Origin of the sequence: Thiorhodovibrio frisius (assembly GCF_033954835.1) — a bacterium.
Lineage (GTDB): Bacteria > Pseudomonadota > Gammaproteobacteria > Chromatiales > Chromatiaceae > Thiorhodovibrio > Thiorhodovibrio frisius.
Genome location: NZ_CP121471.1, coordinates 2,704,188 through 2,724,665 on the forward strand (window position 1 = coordinate 2,704,188; position 20,478 = coordinate 2,724,665).

A 20,478-nucleotide genomic window follows, 5' to 3' on the forward strand; every position below is an offset into this window, starting at 1 on the left:
GTCACCAGACGCAAAAGCAAAAATCCTATTTTGCGATTGGTCTATCAGGTCTTAAAACGCTCCACCAACGCTTCAAGCTCCCCAGCCAGCGTGCTGAGCTGCTCGGAGGCCGCCTTGGTTTCGGCCGCCGCCTGGGCATTACCCTCGGCGGCGTCGGAGATGCGGGTCACATTGCGATTCATCTCTTCGGCCACGGCACTCTGCTCCTCGGCGGAGCTGGCCAGTTGGGTGTTGACGTCGTTGATGGTGATCACGGAGCTGGAAATAGCCTCGAGCGACTGATTGGCCTCAGCCGAACTGTCCAGACTTGATTGCGCATGCTGTTGGCTTTGCTCCATCACCTTCACCGCGCGCCCGCTGGCCTGCTGAAGGCGCTCGATCATCGCCTGAATTTCCTCGGTGGAACTCTGAGTGCGTGTCGCGAGCGAGCGCACCTCATCGGCGACCACCGCAAATCCGCGTCCGGCTTCGCCGGCACGCGCCGCCTCGATCGCAGCATTGAGCGCAAGCAGATTTGTTTGCTCGGCAATACCGCGAATCACGTCCAGCACGCTGCCGATTTGCTGACTGTCCTTGCCGAGTTCGGCGATTACCTCGGCCGCGCGCTGCACCTCGGCGGCAAGTTGCTCGATCTTGCCCATGGCGCCCGAGACCACTTCGGCGCCGGTCTCGGCAGCTGCTTTGGCCTCGCCGGTGGCATGGGCGCCCTCTTGCGCACCGCGGGCGACCTCCTGCGCCGTGGCGCTCATTTCGTTCATGGCGGTGGCGAGCTGATCAACCTCGTTGCGCTGATTGCTCACGCCCGCATTGGTCCGATCTGTAACGCTGGCCAGATCCCCGGCGGCGCCGGTGAGCTGACGGGTGGCGTCCAGCACCCGGGCGATCAGATCATGGAAATTATCCATCATGGCGTTGAAGGCGCCGGAGGCACGGCCAATTTCGTCCTGACCACGCACGTCCAGCCGATGCCTCAGATCGCCATCGCCCTCGGCAATTCCCTGCAAACCGGTGGTCATGTCATGCAAGGGCCTGGTGACGAAGTACTTAACAAAAAAATACATCACCAGCATCACCGGCAAACTGAGCAGAACGGCTACGGTATAGATCTCAATCCCGAAGCGACTAACATCACGATTGACGTCTTCAAGGCTGATTTCAAGCGACACCGCACCCAACACCGAACCCGCAGGCGCTATCGTGTGACACAGGGTACAGTTCTTGCCCAGATAGTCCTCGCTGCTGATCACCGGCATGATCTTGCGCAGGCTGTTGCCGTCCTCCGACAGCTCACTGAAGGGCTCGCCGGTCTCCAGCACTTGGCGTTCGGTGCGGTTGCGCGGCTGCTCATTCTCGGTTCCCTGACCATATTGGCCGGCGACATTTTTGCCCCGGAGAACACGCAGATCGTTCAGATTGCGCAACTCGACGATCTGGTCGAGAAACTCCGCCCGCTGACTGATCATGCCGGTGATCATCAGCGTAGTGAGACCGGCCATGGTGATTTCGTGCAGGGTTTCGGAAAATGCCTCAGCCTCCTCTATGGCGGTATTGCGCTGCTCCTGAGCTGCCCACAGAATCATCCCAGTCCAGGCGGGAAAGAGAACCAGCCACAGGGAAACCATCAGCCGTGCCCAGATCGGAAAGTCTCGAATTTTTCTCATAATGTGTTAGTGCGGCTTTAACTGTGCTAAACCCGCATTGCCAGAGCGAGCCAAGAAAGAAGGTAATTTCCGTACCGACAAAACAGCAAGCGCCTTGCTGCGCGGCGGCAGTGCGGGTTCCACTGCAATGGACTCGCGGGTTCAGTTGCGACCACTCCCCGAAGACCAGCAACAGGTGCCCCCTGCAATTGTCGCAATTTTCCGTCGGGCCACTCTAGAGTCTAACGAAATTTTTTCATTCAGGCATAAGACTTTGCCAAACTTTGCCGGCTCGGAGTATCGTCGAGTGCGAACCAAATCCCAAAACGAGCAAGCTTAGGTATAACCGCCCAAATTTACGGGCGCAGGCGCCACCATGACTGATCTGCACGACCTTGACCTGATTCTGCGCTCAGAGACTCCAGTCCTCTTGGTTGAGTCCCTGGAGGAGCAACGCATTATCGAGCTGTTTAGCCGGCTGGCGATTCAGTTCGGCGTGCCGCTTTTTTGCTGGACTATGACCGATGGCCTGAGGCGCGCCGAATATGCCGCCCGCCCCCAGGCTGATCTGGCTGAGCCGGCGGAAATGCTGCGCCATATCAAAGTCAGCACCCAGCCTGGTATCTATCTGCTGCTCGACTTTCATCCTTTCCTCGACAATCCGCTGCACGTGCGGCTCATCAAAGAGATCGCGCTGGGCTTTGGCGATGTCGCCCGACGGCTGGTGCTAGTCAGCCACGCACTGGAGAGCCCGCCTGAGTTCCGGCATCTCAGCGCCCGCTTCGGCCTGCGTCTGCCCAATCGTAGCCGGCTGCTGGCACTGATTCGCGAAGAAGCCCAGCGCTGGCAGCATGCCGGGCCGCGCCGCGCCTTCCGCGCCAACCGCGGCGCGGTCGATCGGCTCTCGCGAACTCTGTTGGGGGTCACCGAATCCGACGCGCGGCGTTTGCTTCGCAATGCCATCCATCGCGACGGCGCCATCACCGAAACTGACGTGGAGGAAATCACCCGCGCCAAGTATCAGTTGCTGAGCCCCGAGGGCAGCATCTCTTTTGAGTACGACACCGCCAGCTTTGGCGAAGTGGCCGGGCTTGATAACCTGAAAGCCTGGATCGACCTGCGTCGCACGCCCTTCCTGTCCGACGAGCCAAACGCCGAACGCCCGCGCGGCATTATGCTGCTTGGCGTGCAGGGCGGTGGCAAAAGCCTGGCGGCCAAGGCGGTGGCCGGGCGCTTTGGCGTGCCACTGCTGCGGCTGGATTTTGGCGCGCTCTACAACAAATACATTGGCGAGACCGAGCGCAACCTGCGCGAATCCCTCAAAACCGCTGAGGTCATGGCGCCCTGCGTGCTCTGGCTGGATGAAATTGAAAAAGGCCTGGCCGGCGGCAGCAGCGACGAAGGCACCGGGCAGCGCATCATCGGCACCCTGCTCACCTGGATGGCGGAGCGCAAGGCGGCGGTCTTTCTGGTTGCCACCTCCAACGACATCAAGCAACTGCCGCCAGAACTGGTGCGCAAGGGTCGTTTCGATGAGATCTTCTTCGTCGACCTGCCCGATGCCGAGGTGCGCCGCGAGATCTTCCGCATCCATCTGGCCAAGCGCAATCTCAACCCGGACGATTTCGATCTCGACCAACTCGCCGCCCTGTCCGACGGTTTCTCCGGTGCCGGCATCGAGCAGGCCGTGGTCTCCGCCCTCTACGCCGCCCGCGCAGATGACAGCAGCGGGGTGAACACTCGCGCCATCGCAGCAGAACTGCAACGCACCCAGCCGCTCTCCGTGGTGATGGATGAGCAAATCGCCCGCCTGCGCCACTGGGCGCGCAGCCGCACGGTGCCGGCTTAACGCTCATGGTCACGGCCACCCCGGCGGATGAAGCCCGTTGTTTCACGGTAAGGCTATATGGCTAAGCGCCTAGGCTGTTATTCTATCGCCATTGCCTGAGCGATGAACCATGGCGCGCAGCCGGCAATGACAGTGGCGCGCTCCCGCTTCTTTCTGCCTGCCGGTCAATCCTTTATGAATTCGGACACGCCCCGCGCGGACTCGTTAGAATCGCCCGCTAACACGGAAGCCTCGGCAGAACCCTTTGCCGCACTGGACCTGGGGTCGAACTCTTTTCATCTGCTGATCGCACGCAGCGACGGCGGCACTCTGAAAGTGATGGACCGCTACAAGGAGATGGTGCGCCTAGGCGAAGGACTCACCCCGCTCAAAGACCTGCGACCAGAGGTGGCCGACCGCGCGGTAGCTTGCCTGGAGCGCATCGGCCAGCGACTGCGCGCGCTCAAGCCCGCCAATGTGCGGGTGGTGGGCACCAATACCCTGCGCCAGTTGCGGCCGAGTTCAGATTTTCTGCCACGGGCCGAAGCGGCGCTCGGGCAGCCAATCGAGGTCATCGCCGGGCGTGAGGAAGCCCGACTAGTTTATCTCGGCGTCGCTCACGGGCTCGCAATTGGCGATGAAAAACGCCTGGTGATCGACATTGGCGGCGGCAGCACCGAATTGATTGTCGGACACGCCTTCACACCACTGCAGCGCGAAAGTCTGCACATGGGCTGTGTGAGCATGTCGCAGCGTTTTTTTGCCGACGGAAAAATCAACCTCGAATCGATGGACCGCGCGGAACTGGCAGCGGCCATAGAAATCCGCCCAGTCCGCCAGCTATTTCGCCATGCCGGCTGGGAAACTGCGACCGGCAGTTCGGGCACGATCAAGGCCATCGCCTCGGTTCTGGCCGGCGAGGGCTGGTCGCCCGAGGGTATCAGCGCCGAAGGCTTGACGCGCCTGCGCGAGGCGCTGATCGACTGCGGCAAGACCGAGGATCTGCGTTTCAAGAACTTAAGCGACAGACGCCGTCCGGTATTTGCCGGCGGAGTGGCCGTGCTGCGCGCACTCTTCCAGAACCTGTCCATCGACCAGATGCGGGTATCTGATCAGGCGTTGCGTGAAGGGGTCATCTATGAGCTGATCGGCCGCACCCAGCATGAAGATGTGCGCGAACGCACGGTGGCGACCCTGTGCCGGCGCTTCGATGTCGATCTGGAGCAGGCCCGTCGGGTCGAGCAGTCCGCGTTGCGGCTCTATGAGCAGGTCGGCGCAAATTGGCGACTCGAGCGCCCGGAATACCAATGCATGCTCGGCTGGGCTGCGCAGTTGCACGAGATCGGGCTTGCAGTCTCCCACAGTCAGTACCAGAAACATGGCGCCTATCTGCTGCGCAATGCGGATCTGTCCGGTTTCACCCGTCAGGAGCAGGATGTGCTAGCCATTCTGGTCCTGGCACATCGGCGCAAAGTCCCTGAAGATGCGTTTGCCGGCCTGCCGGAAAGCAAACAGGATTGCGCGCGCCGGCTTTGCGTCCTGCTGCGCCTAGCGGTTCTGATCCATCGCGGGCGCTCGGCCACCGCCAAGCCCAATCCGATGTTAAGCGCCGATGAGAACGCCTTGTCGCTGTGCTTCCCGGACGGCTGGCTGAACAACCACCCGCTAAGCCGCCTTGAGCTTGAGGAAGAATCCGAACGTCTGAAGCAGGTCGGCATTACGCTTCGGTTTCACTAACACTCATAACAAGGCACAGGTTTGTGTGCGACGAAACTTTCGTCGGCTGATTCTTTGTCAGCAGCAACTTCCTGTTAGAATCGACGGCCTTGAACGAAGGCAACAGAACAATTTCACCACCACCCACAGGCTCAAACTGAAGGAGGTTTGATCAACATGGCTCAACTCTTTTCCGCTGAATGGATGAATCAACTCAAGGATGCCTGGAACGCCGACCCTGAAGTCAGCCAGAAGCTGGCCGACATCAACTTCAGCTCAACCATTAGCTGCGGCTTCAAGGATGAAGAAAACCCACGCGGTGTTTTTGTCGTCGAAAACGGCATCTGCACCAGCGCTGGTGACTGGAACGGCGAGGCGCCCGACTGGGACATGCGCGCCGAGATGAAAGACTGGCTGAAGTGGGTCGAGAAAGGCATCGGCATGATGGGGCTTGGCACGGCTTACGCCACTGGCAAACTCAAGTTCAAGGTCGGTGATTACAGCGCGATGATTAAAGACCCACGCATGGCCGGGCCTTTTGTCAAAAGCTTCGGCCTCATGCAGCAGGTCGGTGCTGACGAACTCGGCTAAACGTTGCTTAACTTTTGTGCCCGGCCGATCCCGCGTTCTGCCCAAACCGCAAGGCGCGGGATCGGCTGTTGTGCGCGAACGCGAGTGCTGATCCTGCCTGACTCTCGGTTGAATCCCAGCTGAGTCGCATCTGAATCACATCGGTCGATGGGAAGCAAAAGAGTCCCAAACCGCTTGATGCAAATCCTTGATCAACCCCAGATCGACGCAGACTGAAGCCAAATTCTCGGCATCCAGCAAATGCAGAGCCGCCCCGCCCTTGATTTGCCCCGGCGCCTCGGATTCCCCGAGTTGATCGACCACCAGGGCAGCTTGGCGAAAGTCCTGATCCTGGGTGTAATGGCTAAGGGTGACGATCAAGGTGTCGAGCCCGGCGGCCAATGCAGCAGCAGCCCCGTTGTCTGAATCCTCGATCACCGCGCAGTCACTCGGCCCAAGCCCAAGCTGCTCCAGTGCCAGGGTAAAAATATCCGGTGCCGGCTTTTTACGCGGCACCACATCGCCGGCAGCGATGACCTCGAACCAGTCGCGCAGGCCGAGTTCACCCGTATTATCCAAGAGCGCGGTGACATTCTCAGGTGTTGTGGTGGTAGCAATCGCCAGGCGCATGCCAGCGGCGCGCGCCTCGCGCAGCAGCCGCAGGACGCCATTGCGCAGTGGCACATCGCCCTGCCCCAGCAACGCGACATAATGGCGCGTCTTGGCCCGGTGCAGCCCGGCGATAAAGTCTGTAAGCGCCTGCCCTGCCGGTGGGACGAAACCAGGACAGTGGTGCTCGATATACCGCGCGATGCGCTCCTTGCCGCCGGTGACCCGCAGCAACTCGCCATAGAGGGCTTCTGACCACTGCCAGTCGAGCCCGGCCTCAGCAAAAGCAGCATTGAACGCAACCCGATGACCATCACGCTCGGTATCGGCCAGGGTGCCGTCCACGTCAAAAATCAGTGCTTGCAGTTGACCCACGACAGACCTCCAACAAAGTTTTCAAGCGCATAGCCGGGTTTTTCACCCAGTCATGCGCGCCTGCATCGCACCATAGCATGGAGGTATCTAAGGCGTGGCAAGCGGCAATGTTTGCCGAGACCATCATCATCTGGTAGAAAAGCGCGTTCGCCGTCGCGGTCCGATTCGGCCGACCACGGCTGAAAGCGCGGCTCGTGTGAACTGCAATCACGGATTGAAGCGGGCTAGGCTAGTTAATAACCATTGTTTCCTTAAGGAGAAACGCAATGGCTGATACACAAAAAGAAGGGGCCAGGGCATTCGGTTTCGAACCCTATCAGGCCGGTACCGACGAAGAGTACATGAACTCGGAGCAGGAAACGCATTTTCGCGAGATCCTGCTGGCATGGAAACGCACCCTGATGGAGGAGGTTGATCGCACCGTTCATCACATGCAGGATGAGGCGACGAATTTCCCCGACCCCAACGACCGCGCGACTCAGGAGTCCGAGTTCAGCCTTGAGCTGCGCACCCGCGACCGCGAGCGCAAGCTGATCAAAAAAATCGACGAAGCACTCGAGCGACTTGATGAGCATGACTATGGCTATTGCGAGGCCTGTGGTGTGGACATCGGCATCCGTCGGCTCGAAGCAAGACCCACGGCCACCCTGTGCATTGACTGCAAGACGCTCGACGAGATCCGCGAAAAGCAGCGCGGCTAAGATCGCGCGCCCACGGCAGGCTGAAAGATCGCGCTGGCATTGACCGCCCACCCGGCTCCCAATGCCATCGTAGGCGAGCCTGCCAGCAGCGTCCCCTACTGCGGGCGCTTCGCCCCCTCGCCCACCGGGCTGCTGCACTTTGGCTCCCTGGTTGCCGCGCTCGGCAGTTATCTGGACGCGCGTGCTGCAGGCGGTGCCTGGCTGGTGCGTATCGAAGACCTCGACCAGAATCGCGAAGTGCCTGGCGCGGCAGCCGGCATCTTGCGCACCCTGGAGCGTTACGGGATGCAGTGGGATGGCAGGGTCGTCTATCAACGCCAGCGCCTGAGTCTTTACCAGGACGCGCTGGCAGACCTTGGCCGTCGCGGCCTGACCTACCCGTGCGGCTGCTCGCGCAAGGAAATTGCCGCCAGCGCCCGATCCGGACCAGAAGGGCCGGTGTATCCTGGCACTTGCCGCGCGGGGCTGCCCCCAGGTCGCAACGCGCGCACCCTGCGGCTGCGCACGCGCGCCGAGGAGGTTGGCATCGAGGATCGCATCCAGGGCCGAGTGGCGCTGGCTGTCCATGTCGAGCTAGGCGATTTCGTGCTGCATCGCGCCGATGGCATTCCGGCCTATCAACTGGCGGTGGTGGTGGATGACGCCGCCCAGGAAGTCAATCAAATCGTCCGGGGGGCCGACCTGCTGCTGTCGTCCCTGCGCCAACGACTGTTGCAGCAGGCGCTCAACCTGCCCTGCCCCACCTATGCCCATTTGCCGGTCGCACTTGACAGCCAGGGGCACAAGCTGTCGAAATCTGATGCAGCCCGGCCGCTGGATGCGAGCGACCCGCTGCCAAGTCTTGCCTGCGCCTGGGGCTTTCTTGGCCAAGTGGCGCTGCCTTCTGAACTCGACCGATTGGAAGAGTTCTGGACATTCGCCATCGCGCACTGGTCAGCCGCTCGGGTGCCTAAAGGACCAACGCAGACTTCACCCATTTTTCACAAAGAGCGCGTACATTAAGTCCTTGTCCAGCCAATCAAAGGGGACCAGCATGTGCGCCCCGATGATGCGACTGAATTCGCTTCTATAGGCTCGCCGCAGGAATACCTGGCTTGGGCGACTGGCGTCACATCTCGAAGGGGCTTTGGTCGGTTTCCGCCGCCAGCGCGCTCAGGATGTAGCCCTGCTCCGCCGCGACCTCGCTTTTGCTTGACCACTTGTTACAGGAGAACCTCATGACGGCTTCCCCACAGCTCACCAGCGACCGCATCACACCGGCCCCCGGCCTTCAGGCCAACGCCGCACCGCCCGACAGCGAACAGCTCAAAGCCATGGACGCCTACTGGCGCGCCTGCTGCTACCTGGCCGCCGGCATGATTTACCTGCGGGAGAACCCCCTGCTGCGCGAGCCCCTGAATCTGGAGCACATCAAGCAACGCCTGCTTGGCCACTGGGGCGCCAGCCCCGGTCTGGCCTTTGTCTATGTGCACATGAACCGCATCATCAAGGCGCACCAGCAGTCGGCCATTTTCCTCGCCGGCCCCGGCCATGGCGCGCCCGGGGTGCTGGCGCCTGTGTATCTGGAAGGCACTTATTCGGAAATCTATCCCAACAAAAGCGAGGACGCTGAAGGCCTGCGGTCGTTTTTCAAGCAATTCTCCTTCCCTGGCGGCATTGGCTCCCACTGCACGCCCGAGACACCGGGATCAATCCACGAGGGCGGCGAGCTGGGCTATTCCATCTCCCACGCCTTCGGCGCAGCTCTCGATAACCCCGATCTGCTGGTGACCGTGGTGGTTGGCGACGGTGAGGCCGAAACCGGTCCACTGGCCACCTCCTGGCATTCGAGCAAGTTCCTGAACCCCATCCGCGATGGCGCCGTCCTGCCGGTGCTGCATCTGAACGGCTACAAGATCAACAACCCCACCCTGCTCTCGCGCATCCCGCACGAGGAACTCGCCAGCCTGATGCGCGGCTATGGTTGGGAGCCGCATTTTGTCGAAGGCGATGATCCCATGACCATGCACCAGACCATGGCCACCACCCTGGATGCCTGTTACGCCAAGATCCGCTCTATTCAGCAGCAAGCGCGTGATGGCGGTCCCTTGCTAAATCAGGCCAAACGCGCCATCTGGCCGATGATCGTGCTGCGCTCACCCAAGGGTTGGACCGGGCCGAAAGAAGTCGATGGGCATAAGGTAGAAGGCTTCTGGCGCGCCCATCAGGTGCCACTGGCAGGTGTGCGCGAGAACCCTGAGCATCTCGCTCAGCTCGAAGCCTGGCTGCGCAGCTACAAGCCCGAGGAGTTGTTCGATGCCGAAGGTCGACTGATGCCAGAACTCAAGGCGCTGGCCCCGACCAGCACTCTGCGTATGAGCGCCAATCCGCACGCCAATGGCGGGCTGTTGCGCCGCAGCCTGCGGATGCCGGATTTCAACAGTTACGCCCTGGATGTGCCCAAACCTGGCGTGCAACGCGCCGGCAACACCTATCCGCTTGGGGTCTTTCTGCGCGACATCATGGCCGAGAACATGACCAATTTCCGCGTCTTCGGCCCGGATGAAAACAGCTCCAACAAGCTGCAAGCCATCTATGCGGTCAGCAAAAAGCTGTGGCTGGAGGACTATCTGCCCGAGGACGAAGACGGCGGTGAGCTGTCCCCCGATGGTCGGGTGATGGAAATGCTCTCCGAGCACACGCTCGAAGGCTGGCTGGAGGGCTATCTGCTGACAGGTCGCCATGGGTTCTTCTCGACCTACGAGGCCTTTGTGCATGTGATCGACTCCATGTTCAATCAGCATGCCAAGTGGCTGTCCATCACCCAGGACATCCCCTGGCGCGCGCCCATTTCCTCGCTCAATCTGCTGATTACTTCTACGGTGTGGCGTCAGGATCACAATGGCTTTACCCATCAGGATCCGGGCTTTCTCGATGTGGTGGTCAACAAAGACCCGGATGTGATTCGCATCTATCTGCCACCAGATGTCAACACCCTTCTGTCCACCGCCAATCACTGCCTGAAAAGCCGCGACTATGTAAACGTCATCGTCTCCGACAAGCAGCAGCATCTCCAGTATCTCGATATGGACGCCGCCGTGCGCCACTGCACCAAGGGCCTGGGGATCTGGGATTGGGCCAGCAATGACGAGGACGAGGAACCCGATCTGGTCATGGTTGGCTGCGGCGACATTCCCACCAAAGAGGCGCTGGCGGCCACCGCACTGCTGCGCGAGAGCTTCCCTGAGCTGAAAATTCGCTTCATCAATGTGGTCGATCTGCTGCGCCTGCTGCCCGAGCGCGAGCATCCGCATGGGCTGTCGGATCGCGACTTCGACGGGCTTTTCACCAAAGATCGCCATGTGATTTTCAACTTCCATGGCTATCCCTGGCTGATCCATCGCCTGACCTATGCCCGCACCAATCACCATAACTTCCATGTGCGCGGCTACAAGGAGAAGGGCAACATCAACACCCCAATGGAACTGGCCATCAACAACGAGATCGACCGCTACACCCTGGCCATTGATGCCATCAACCGGCTGCCGGAATTGCAAGTCAAGGGCGCCCATGTTCGCGAGAGGCTGCGCGATCAGCAAATCGAGTGCCGCAATCACGCCTACAAGTTCGGCATCGATCTGCCCGAGATCGACAACTGGACCTGGCCGTTCTGAGCAGACACCAATCGGCCAAACGCCTCCGTATCCACCACACAGGTTGACAATTCATGAGCCGCACAACATCTGCCCGGTCCGCCACCGAACCCCATGAGCCGATCCGCACCGGCCTATCGAAAGACACGCTGGTTCAGGCATTCGGTGACAACTTGTTTTATGTGCAGGGGCGCTTTCGCGAGGTCGCCAGTCCCTATGATTTGTTCATGGCCGCCGCCTATACCGTGCGTGATCGCATGCTCGAGCTTTGGATTAAGTCAGCCCGCACCTACAAGGAACGGAACTCGCGCACCGTCGCCTATCTGTCGGCCGAGTTCCTGATCGGCCCCCAACTTGGGCTTAATATGGTCAAGCTCGGCATCACTGAGGCGGCACGCGCGGCGGGCAAGGAATTGGACCTGGATCTTGAGGCGATTCTCGAAACCGAGGAGGAACCCGGCCTCGGCAATGGCGGTCTCGGGCGACTCGCGGCCTGTTACATGGACTCCATGGCCACGCTGCAAATTCCAGCCATTGGTTACGGAATCCGCTATGAGTTTGGCATTTTCGATCAGCAGATCATCGACGGCTGGCAGGTGGAGAAGGGCGACACCTGGCTGCGCAACGGCAACCCCTGGGAAATTCACCGCCCGAAAATCTGCTTCCCCATCGGCTTTGGCGGACATACGGAGCAACACACAGACCCTGCCGGCATCACCCACACACGCTGGATTCCAGAACTGGTGGTCAACGGTGTGGCCTATGACACTCCCATTCCTGGCTATGGGGTAAACAACGTCAATCTACTGCGACTGTGGAAATCCGAGGCGCCCGAGTCGTTCGACTTTCAGGCCTTCAATACCGGCAACTACTATGGTGCGGTCCACGCCAAGATCGAGGCCGAGACCATCTCCAAGGTGCTTTATCCCAACGATGACCCAGAAGTTGGCAAGGAGTTACGTCTCAAGCAGCAATTCTTTTTCGTCTCCTGCTCCCTGCGCGACATGATTCGATTGGAGCTGAGCAACACAGGAACACTGGATAATCTCCACAGGAAGTTTGCCATTCAGCTCAACGACACCCACCCATCGCTGGCCGTGGCCGAGTTGATGCGCCTGCTGGTCGATGTGCATCTGATGCCCTGGGCACAGGCCTGGGAGATCACTCGTCAAGCCTGTCATTTCACCAACCACACCCTGCTGCCGGAGGCACTGGAGACCTGGCCTATTGAGTTGTTCGGCCGCCTGCTGCCGCGCCATCTCGAAATCATCTACCGGATCAATCAGGTCTTTCTCGACGAGGTCCGGGTGAAGTTCTTCGAGGACGATGACCGGGTGCGACGCCTGTCGTTAATCGACGAGAGCAACGGTCGGCGCGTACGTATGGCCCACCTTGCGGCCGTTGGCAGTTGCGCCATCAACGGTGTGGCCGAACTGCACAGCGAGTTGCTAAAAAGCACCGTGATGCGGGATTTCTACGAGATGTACCCGGCGCGCTTCCATAACATCACCAACGGCGTGACCCCGCGCCGCTTTATGGTGCTCTGCAATCCGCGTCTTGCGGGACTGATCACCGAAGTCTGTGGCGATAACCGCTGGATTCGCAATCTTGAATGCCTGAACGCGCTCGAGCCCCATGCCGATGACAGTGCTCTGCATGAACGCTGGCAGGCCGTCAAGACCGCCGCCAAGACGGATTTGTCCAACTGGCTCGGGCAGCAAACCGGCGTCGCGCCCGATCCCACCAGCCTGTTTGACATCCAGGCCAAGCGCATCCATGAGTACAAGCGTCAGCATCTGAATCTGCTGCACATCCTGGCGCTCTATGAGCAGATCAAGAACCAGGGCACGGACGGCATGGTCCCGCGCACCTTTATCTTTGGGGGCAAGGCGGCACCCGGCTACTACATGGCCAAGCTGATCATCAAGCTGATCAATGCCGTGGGTGAGGTGATCAACCATGATCCGGCGGTGAATGGCACCCTGAGGGTCATCTTCATGCCGGACTTTAACGTCAAACGCGGTCAGCGGCTGTATCCGGCGGCGGATCTATCCGAGCAGATTTCCTTAGCTGGCAAGGAAGCATCCGGCACCGGCAACATGAAATTCTCCATGAATGGCGCGCTAACCATCGGCACCCTGGATGGTGCCAATGTCGAGATCCGTGAGGAAGTGGGCGCGGAGAATTTCTTTTTGTTCGGCATGGCGGCGGATCAGGTAGCGCAGCGCCAGGCCGAGGGCTATGATCCCTATCAGATTTATAGCACGGATGCACAGATCAAGTCCCTGCTTGATCTCATCGCCTCAGGCTTGTTCTCGCACGGAGATGCCGGACTGTTTCAGCCGCTGGTGGAGAACCTGATGTACCACGATCCTTTCATGGTGCTGGCGGACTTTCGCGCCTATTTCGACTGCCAGCAGCAGGTGTCCGAAGCCTATCAGGACAGGCAAGGCTGGACGCGGAAGTCGATGCTGAATGTGGCGCGCATTGGCAAGTTCTCCTCCGACCGCGCGATTCAGCAATATGCCGAGCGAATCTGGCAGGTGGAGGCGGAGCCGGTAAGTTTGTAGGGGCGAGTCAATTCGCCGCCTGTTTGATCGAGGCGAATCACTTCGCCGCTAGCTATACCAATCGCAAACGGATTTTCGGTTTTGGGTCGGGTGACGGCCACGGGGGTCTCGGCGGGCCTTGATCGGATCAGGGACGCCGCCGGGAAGCCTACAGGGAGAGGTATTCACGGCGTCCCCCGTGGGCGTCACCCGGCCCGGAACGAGCCGGAATGTCAAAGAGTTTCGGTATTCACCCCCTAAGCGGCAGGATTAGCCGGCTGCTCGACCTGCGGCTGGCTGAAGTTGCTTAGCAGATCACTAAGATTTGCCTGCATCCGCTGGCGGCTTTCAGGGGGCGCATCCCGCATGCGTGTGTCCTGCTCCACCAATCCGCGCATGATGCCAGCGCCGGCTTCTTCTGGGTTGTCGAGGAAATCCAGCATTGACTGACTGAAGCGATCACGCATCTCGTTCATCAACTGGCCGAGGCGCATTCCGGGCCGCTGCTCTTCCGCCGGAGCCTCAATCTGCTGGGTCTGGCGATAGGCTTTAGCCGCGGTATATTGCTGCGACTGGCTCATATTGAGCTCGAAGGCGGCAATCTGAGAACCGTCAAAGCTCAAGCCACCGGCTTGATCAAAAGCCTTTTGTATGTCGCCGCCAAAGAAATCATCGGCCATCTGACCAACATCGCGCACCAAATCGCTCATCGCGGTCATTTCATCCTGGCTAAGGTTCCCTCCCTCAAAGCTGAAGGAGTACCCGACCTGCTCGCTGCGACTCATCGAGAAGGCCGCAGCACGATTGCCGTTACTATCCGCATAGGCGGCGGCGCTGGAAGAAAATTCGCTGCTCTGACCAAATTTCAAGGTGATCTGATCGCCATCCTGAGTGCGCACCTGCATTTCAAACGAGGACGCACTCGAATACCGCTCAGCCATGGACAGCGCGGCGCTGCCTCCGCTACTCACCTCGAGTTGCTCACGCCGACGGCTAGGGTCAAGCTCCGCCAAGGCATCGCGCGTGCGCTGGGCGGTCTCGTCAACCTGCTCAGCCACCCCGCCCTGGAGCATTTTCAGCCCCGAGAGGATATCCTTGGCTTCCGCCAGGCCCTGCTCCATGCCGCGCACAGCGCTATCGAACAGCGATTGCACTTCCTTGTCGCTGCGGCCCTGGGTGCGCGCATTCTCCAACCCTCTGCCGACAAAGGAGCTGATCCGGTCGGCAATGGCCTCCGGGGAGAAGTCCGCCGGATTACGTTTTTGGAGGTCCGCGACCTCAACGCCGGGAATTTGCTCGACCAAGCGGTTCATCAGGTTTTCCTGAAGCTTCGCCATGGCCGCCCCGGCGGGACCGCCGGACTGCGCACGATAGGCCTCGTCACGTCTCTGGGCGCCGTCAACGGCGGAATCCTGAGCCCGACCAGGGTTAAACTGGCCTTGCATCAGAGGGTTCGTCATGCTGGTAGATGGATCGAAGGAAAACACTATCGACTCCGCGGCTTTAGCCGATCATTAGTGACCAGTCCGCAACCTTTGTCTGCGTTGGGATCGGCCATCACTAAAGAGCCGCCGGCGGCTGATATGCCCAGACCGGCCATTTGTTCATGACATAGGTAACGACTGGGAATCCGCTGACTTGAGATACTTTGGTCTCGAACGGCGCCTTTTCGCGCCTGCTGCAAGACACGGCAGCCAGCCAAACTGGCAACCAGGCCACGCAAGCTGGCCAGGCAATCAGGCCGCACTAACGAACTGGCCGATCAAGCCAGTCGACCAGAGCAATCGACCAAAACAATCGATTAGGCCGATTGATCAGCTCAGTTTCTTGCGGCGCGAGCGCTTACTGGGCTGCTCTTCCAGCGCCAGCAGCCTGTCCTGGGGCTCCGACAGCAGCAGGTTCTGATTGTCTTCGAGTCGGCTGCGCAGGCGGCGTTCCTGTCGCACCCGCACCCCGTAGCCAAGAGCCGCACCGCCAGCGGTCGCAACGGTCAAGAGCCCGACGGTCATGAACTGGGCCACCATCATGGCAACGCCAACGCCCGCCATACCGCCAACCGCAATCCCGGTGCGCAGTTTTATGCCGGCGTTGCCCTTCATTTTGGTCTGCTTAACTGTCTGTTTGGCGCGCTGGCGCTCGGCCTCGACACGAATTTTCTCGCGCTCGCGCGAATGGCGCTGCTGCGCGCGCGACAGCGCCTTGTCACTCACGCGGCCAGCAATAGACTCGAACCACAGGGTCACCAAAACGCCGGAACTCGCCCCCAGCGCGACGAACAACGGCCAGGTCATTGCAATGTCGGTTTGCAGCGCAGTATAGGTGACCAGAACCGTCGCGCCCTGAAGCACCAGGGTACCAATCAAAAACCGAAACAAACTGCCCAGACGGTGGCCAAACATTGAATGCTCCCTTTTGTCGCTGTAGCAAATGCGTTTTCTGTTTCGGGCCGCCTAGCGCTCCGAGAGGCTCGGCGTCGTCCGTGACCGCAGCCCGGTCTGAAACAAGCCGAAAGTCCACGTACGCCAGGTATGATTTCAGGTTCGGGTTGCCGCCAAAGGCCCACTAACCGCCATTCATGGCCCCATCAGCCGGTCGCACAGCGGATGCCTCGATCAGCTGAACCCATTGATTCTCGCCCACACCACCAAGCGGTGACTCCAAGCGCGCCAGGCGTTGGCGCAGCTCAGACAGGGCAGCATCGGTACCGGCTGCCGACGCCGACACCGGGCGATCATAAGTATCCACCACCCGATAGAGGTGTTCGGGGCCGATCTTGCTCAGATCGGCGAGCAACAACGCACCATTTTCCTGGTCTGGCACCAGATCGGAGGTGGTGCGCGAGATCAAAAAGGGACCCGGTGCCGTGCGCAACTGGCTAGCTAGTACTGCATAGCGACGCGCATCAAGGCGCTGTGCCAGCGCCTGGCGCGCCGCATCGGCCAAGTCGGGCGCGCTGCGCTCAGAAAGCGGCAGGGTGCCGAGCCCGTCGTAGACAGGTACAAAGAATTCATGCCGCGTTGGCACTGAGCCTTTTTTTTCTGGTTCCTCTGTACCCAGCGCCCCTGCACTTAGCACATAGGTGTCAATCAGGCGCAGGAGTTCAAATTCTGTGTGGCGCCAGGGCCGGGTTGCCTGGGAAGACTTCCCATCGCCGATGCCGTAAAGAACATAAGTGTAGACCGAAGCAGGTCGATGTGCACCGCCAAGGCTCAGGCCCTGGGCGGCAGAGAGTGGCGGGAAGACGGCCAGGGTGTCACCCTTCTGGCCATAGCGCCAGGCCGAGGCACCGCCTTTGGCTTGCCGATCCGCAGGGGCCGACGCCGCCAACAAATCCGCTTCGGTAGAGGGCTGCGCGGCACTCCGGTCTGGCGCTTCGGGTGATCGCGGCACATGGCCGCAGGCGCTCAGCGTCAGTACCACGAAAATTGCCGATGTCAGCAATAAAAAGCCCGGCCGCAGCCGCTGGAAACATGACCGATGGCTGTTCATGGTTAACTGGTGCCCTTGTCAAACAGGTAATCCGGTGGTGCTGACCTTAGATACAAAATTGCAACCAATAACTGGCAGAAACCGCGGGCAAAGCCCGGGAAAGAGGCACTGGCTGCCGCACATGTCAATGCGCTTTTCTGCTCTGGGGGCTAGGATACTCTTTTTTCTTGCTGCGGGAGTTTACCCCTTGGCGGCGAATTCCTATGATGCGTCCTAATCGCTAGTTTCCGACCCGGAGTTTATATCTGATGCGACTGATCGAAGAGGCCCTAACCTTCGACGATGTGCTGCTGGTGCCTGCGCATTCCACCGTGGTACCCAGTGAAGTCGATCTCAGCACCCAGCTCACACGCGAGATTGCGCTAAAAATTCCGCTACTGTCTGCCGCCATGGACACAGTCACCGAGGGCCGCCTGGCCATCGCCATGGCGCTCGAGGGCGGCATTGGCATTGTGCACAAGAATATGAGTATCGAGCGCCAAGCGCGCGAGGTGCTGGGGGTAAAAAAGTACGAAAGTGGCATTATCCGCGACCCCATTACGGTGGCCCCTGATACCAGCGTCGGCGAGGTATTGCAGATTACGCGTGCACACAACATTAGCGGCGTCCCAGTGACTGAGGGCGGCAAACTGGTCGGCATCGTCACCAGTCGTGACCTGCGCTTCGAGACGCGCATGGCGGCACCGGTGTCCGCGATTATGACCGGGCGCGAGCGTCTGGTCACAGTGCGCGAGGGGGCTGCGCGAGAAGAAGTCCTGAGCCTGCTGCACAAGCATCGCATCGAGAAAGTTCTGGTGGTCAACGACGATTTCGAACTGCGCGGCCTGATCACGGTGAAGGATATTCAGAAAGCCAAAGATTTCCCCAAGGCCTCGCGCGACCAACAGGAGCGGTTGCGCGTCGGCGCCGCCGTGGGTGTCGGCCAGGGCACCGAGGAGCGCGTCACGGCGCTGGTTGAAGCCGGCGTGGATGTGCTGGTGGTGGATACCGCCCATGGCCACTCGCAAGGAGTGCTCGATCGCGTCGCATGGACCAAGTCACATTTTCCGCATGTGCAAGTCATCGGCGGCAACATTGCCACCGCCGACGCCGCCCTGGCGCTGGCCAAGGCCGGCGCTGACGCGGTCAAGGTGGGCATAGGCCCGGGGTCCATCTGCACCACCCGGATCGTTGCCGGTGTGGGGGTGCCGCAGATAACGGCCGTGAGCAATGTTGCTCAGGCGCTTGAGGATAGCGGGATTCCCGTGATTGCCGATGGCGGCCTGAGATATTCCGGAGACGTGGCCAAGGTGATCGCCGCCGGCGCCCATAGCGTGATGATCGGCAGCCTGTTCGCCGGCACCGACGAGGCACCAGGCGAGGTCGAGATCTATCAGGGCCGTTCCTACAAATCCTACCGCGGCATGGGTTCGCTTGGCGCCATGGGCAGCAAAGAGGGCTCAAGTGACCGCTATTTTCAGGAAAACGTCCAGAAAGAAAAGCTGGTCCCCGAAGGCATCGAGGGCCGCGTACCCTACAAAGGCAGCCTCATCAACGTGGTCGCCCAACTCATCGGCGGTCTCGCCTCAAGCATGGGCTATACCGGTTGTCGCACAATCCATGACATGCGCACCCGGCCTGAGTTCGTGCGGGTCAGTGCCGCTGGCATGCGCGAATCCCACGTGCATGATGTGCAGATCACCAAGGAAGCGCCCAATTACCGGATTGATAACTGAGTATGGCCGCCAACACCAGCACCATCGCCGCCACCGAAGCCGGCAAGCTCGCGCCCATCCATGCCGAGCGCATTCTGATCCTGGATTTCGGCTCTCAGTACAGCCAGCTCATCGCGCGCCGCGTGCGCGAAGCAGGCGTCTACTGCGAACTCCACCCTTTCGATGTCGATGCCGCCCTGCTGCGCGATTTCGCTCCCCACGGCATCATTCTCTCTGGGGGGCCGGAATCCGTGCATCAAGGCCAATCTCCCCAAGCCGATCCTCTGGTGTTTGCGCTTGGCGTGCCAGTGCTTGGCATCTGCTATGGCATGCAGACCATGGCCGCTGCCCTTGGCGGTCGGGTGGCGGCGGCCGAACGGCGCGAATACGGCTATGCCCAAGTGCGCGCGCGCGGCCATTCGCGGCTGCTACATGCCATCGAGGATCATGACTCACCCGAGGGCTTCGGCCTGCTTGATGTCTGGATGAGCCATGGCGACCGAGTCGAAACCCTGCCCGATGGCTTTCAGGTCATTGCCGAGACCGACAACGCCCCGCTGGCCGGCATCGCCGATGAGACACGCGGATTCTACGGCCTGCAATTCCATCCCGAAGTCACCCACACCCGCCAGGGTCAGCGCATGCTCGCGCGCTTTGTGCATGAGATCTGCGGCTGCGGCAAACGCTGGACGCCGGCAAAAATTGCTGAGGAAACCATCGAACGGGTGCGCGCTCAGGTCGGCGAGGATCATGTCCTGCTCGGCCTGTCCGGCGGGGTGGATTCTGCCGTGGTCGCCGCCCTGCTGCATCAGGCCATCGGCGAGCAGCTCATCTGCGTCTTTGTCGATAACGGCCTGCTGCGCGCGGGCGAGGCCGACCAGGTCATGGCCACCTTCGCGCGGCACATGGGCGTGCGCGTGGTCAAAGTGGATGCCGAGGAGCGCTTTCTTGCGCGCTTGGCCGGCGTTGACGATCCTGAACAGAAGCGCAAGCGCATTGGCAATACCTTCATTGAGGTGTTCGAGCAGGAAGCCGCGCGCCACCCGGAGGTGCGCTGGCTGGCCCAGGGAACCATCTACCCCGATGTGATTGAATCCGCCGGCGCCCGCACAGGCAAGGCTAAAGTCATCAAATCCCATCACAACGTCGGCGGTCTGCCTGAGCGCATGCAGCTGAAACTGCTCGAACCCCTGCGGGAGTTGTTCAAAGACGAGGTGCGCAAGCTTGGGCTAGAGCTTGGCCTGCCGGCAGACATGGTCTATCGCCATCCCTTTCCAGGCCCCGGTCTCGGCGTGCGCATCCTGGGCGAAGTCCACAAGGATTATGCTGATCGGCTGCGGCTGGCAGACGCTATTTTTATTGAAGAACTGCGCCGCGCCGGGCTCTACGATCAGGTCTCCCAGGCCTTTGCGGTCTTTCTGCCAGTGCGCTCAGTCGGAGTGGTTGGAGACAACCGTCAGTATGCGCATGTGATCGCGCTGCGCGCGGTCGAAACCATCGACTTCATGACCGCCCGCTGGGCAGAACTGCCATACGACTTTCTTGCCCAGGTCAGTCACAGAATTGTCAATGAGGTCGCCGGCATTTCCCGGGTCGTCTATGATGTGACCGGCAAGCCTCCCGGCACCATTGAATGGGAATAGGAAGGGAGCCGCAGTTGACCGATAACGGCCTG

14 protein-coding genes are annotated in these 20,478 nt (G+C 60.5%); 9 read left to right on the plus strand and 5 right to left on the minus strand.

Going from position 1 to position 20,478, the window contains the following annotated elements; all coding sequences use genetic code 11:
- Nucleotides 1-44: 44 nt before the first annotated feature.
- A complete protein-coding gene (locus Thiofri_RS12555) occupies nt 45-1,661 on the minus strand; it encodes a methyl-accepting chemotaxis protein (RefSeq protein WP_051023888.1) in 1,617 nt (538 codons plus the stop codon).
- A gap of 355 nt (nt 1,662-2,016) precedes the next feature.
- Between Thiofri_RS12555 and Thiofri_RS12560 the strand changes: the two genes are divergently transcribed.
- From Thiofri_RS12560 to Thiofri_RS12570, 3 genes are all read left to right on the plus strand, one after another.
- Nucleotides 2,017-3,489, plus strand: a complete 1,473-nt coding sequence (locus tag Thiofri_RS12560; RefSeq protein ID WP_009149626.1) for an AAA family ATPase — start codon at nt 2,017-2,019, stop codon at nt 3,487-3,489.
- Between the two features lie 174 nt (nt 3,490-3,663).
- The gene (locus Thiofri_RS12565) at nt 3,664-5,205 is read left to right on the plus strand and encodes a Ppx/GppA phosphatase family protein (protein ID WP_040857091.1); all 1,542 of its coding nucleotides are present in this window, start codon (nt 3,664-3,666) and stop codon (nt 5,203-5,205) included.
- Nucleotides 5,206-5,361: 156 nt separating this feature from the next.
- Entirely contained in the window at nt 5,362-5,775 is a 414-nt protein-coding gene (locus Thiofri_RS12570; RefSeq protein ID WP_009149628.1) for an SCP2 sterol-binding domain-containing protein, read from the plus strand.
- Nucleotides 5,776-5,910: 135 nt separating this feature from the next.
- Here Thiofri_RS12570 and Thiofri_RS12575 read toward each other — a convergent pair whose 3' ends face one another.
- Nucleotides 5,911-6,738, minus strand: a complete 828-nt coding sequence (locus Thiofri_RS12575; protein ID WP_009149629.1) for an HAD-IA family hydrolase — start codon at nt 6,736-6,738, stop codon at nt 5,911-5,913.
- A 266-nt stretch (nt 6,739-7,004) separates the two neighbouring features.
- Between Thiofri_RS12575 and dksA the strand changes: the two genes are divergently transcribed.
- The 4 genes from dksA (at nt 7,005) to Thiofri_RS12595 (ending at nt 13,641) form a co-directional block, all read left to right on the plus strand.
- Nucleotides 7,005-7,439: an RNA polymerase-binding protein DksA gene (gene dksA / locus Thiofri_RS12580; protein WP_009149630.1), complete on the plus strand. Its 435-nt coding sequence runs from the start codon at nt 7,005-7,007 to the stop codon at nt 7,437-7,439.
- Between the two features lie 39 nt (nt 7,440-7,478).
- Entirely contained in the window at nt 7,479-8,441 is a 963-nt protein-coding gene (gene gluQRS, locus Thiofri_RS12585; RefSeq protein ID WP_009149631.1) for a tRNA glutamyl-Q(34) synthetase GluQRS, read from the plus strand.
- Between the two features lie 311 nt (nt 8,442-8,752).
- On the plus strand, nt 8,753-11,092 hold the full coding sequence (locus Thiofri_RS12590) for a phosphoketolase family protein (protein WP_407702943.1): 2,340 nt from the start codon (nt 8,753-8,755) through the stop codon (nt 11,090-11,092).
- Between the two features lie 53 nt (nt 11,093-11,145).
- Nucleotides 11,146-13,641, plus strand: a complete 2,496-nt coding sequence (locus Thiofri_RS12595; RefSeq protein WP_009149633.1) for a glycogen/starch/alpha-glucan phosphorylase — start codon at nt 11,146-11,148, stop codon at nt 13,639-13,641.
- 236 nt (nt 13,642-13,877) lie between these two features.
- Here Thiofri_RS12595 and Thiofri_RS12600 read toward each other — a convergent pair whose 3' ends face one another.
- From Thiofri_RS12600 to Thiofri_RS12610, 3 genes are all read right to left on the minus strand, one after another.
- The gene (locus Thiofri_RS12600) at nt 13,878-15,080 is read right to left on the minus strand and encodes a DUF5610 domain-containing protein (protein WP_143741907.1); all 1,203 of its coding nucleotides are present in this window, start codon (nt 15,078-15,080) and stop codon (nt 13,878-13,880) included.
- 354 nt (nt 15,081-15,434) lie between these two features.
- Nucleotides 15,435-16,019: a hypothetical protein gene (locus tag Thiofri_RS12605; protein WP_009149638.1), complete on the minus strand. Its 585-nt coding sequence runs from the start codon at nt 16,017-16,019 to the stop codon at nt 15,435-15,437.
- A 163-nt stretch (nt 16,020-16,182) separates the two neighbouring features.
- Entirely contained in the window at nt 16,183-17,109 is a 927-nt protein-coding gene (locus Thiofri_RS12610) for a hypothetical protein (RefSeq protein ID WP_009149640.1), read from the minus strand.
- 248 nt (nt 17,110-17,357) lie between these two features.
- Here Thiofri_RS12610 and guaB point away from each other — a divergent pair, with 248 nt between their 5' ends.
- Nucleotides 17,358-18,824, plus strand: a complete 1,467-nt coding sequence (gene guaB, locus Thiofri_RS12615; RefSeq protein WP_009149642.1) for an IMP dehydrogenase — start codon at nt 17,358-17,360, stop codon at nt 18,822-18,824.
- 2 nt (nt 18,825-18,826) lie between these two features.
- Nucleotides 18,827-20,446 (plus strand): glutamine-hydrolyzing GMP synthase, encoded by a 1,620-nt coding sequence (gene guaA, locus Thiofri_RS12620; protein WP_009149643.1) that lies wholly within the window; start codon nt 18,827-18,829, stop codon nt 20,444-20,446.
- Nucleotides 20,447-20,478 lie beyond the last annotated feature (32 nt).

Coding starts and splice junctions, on each gene's coding strand:
- Thiofri_RS12555 (WP_051023888.1), bottom strand. CDS start 1,661: ATGAGAAAAATTCGAGACTTTCCGATCTGGGCACGGCTGATGGTTTCC.
- Thiofri_RS12610 (WP_009149640.1), bottom strand. CDS start 17,109: ATGAACAGCCATCGGTCATGTTTCCAGCGGCTGCGGCCGGGCTTTTTA.
- Thiofri_RS12605 (WP_009149638.1), bottom strand. CDS start 16,019: ATGTTTGGCCACCGTCTGGGCAGTTTGTTTCGGTTTTTGATTGGTACC.
- Thiofri_RS12590 (WP_407702943.1), top strand. CDS start 8,753: ATGGACGCCTACTGGCGCGCCTGCTGCTACCTGGCCGCCGGCATGATT.
- Thiofri_RS12570 (WP_009149628.1), top strand. CDS start 5,362: ATGGCTCAACTCTTTTCCGCTGAATGGATGAATCAACTCAAGGATGCC.
- Thiofri_RS12565 (WP_040857091.1), top strand. CDS start 3,664: ATGAATTCGGACACGCCCCGCGCGGACTCGTTAGAATCGCCCGCTAAC.
- guaB (WP_009149642.1), top strand. CDS start 17,358: ATGCGACTGATCGAAGAGGCCCTAACCTTCGACGATGTGCTGCTGGTG.
- guaA (WP_009149643.1), top strand. CDS start 18,827: ATGGCCGCCAACACCAGCACCATCGCCGCCACCGAAGCCGGCAAGCTC.
- dksA (WP_009149630.1), top strand. CDS start 7,005: ATGGCTGATACACAAAAAGAAGGGGCCAGGGCATTCGGTTTCGAACCC.
- Thiofri_RS12560 (WP_009149626.1), top strand. CDS start 2,017: ATGACTGATCTGCACGACCTTGACCTGATTCTGCGCTCAGAGACTCCA.
- Thiofri_RS12600 (WP_143741907.1), bottom strand. CDS start 15,080: ATGACGAACCCTCTGATGCAAGGCCAGTTTAACCCTGGTCGGGCTCAG.
- Thiofri_RS12595 (WP_009149633.1), top strand. CDS start 11,146: ATGAGCCGCACAACATCTGCCCGGTCCGCCACCGAACCCCATGAGCCG.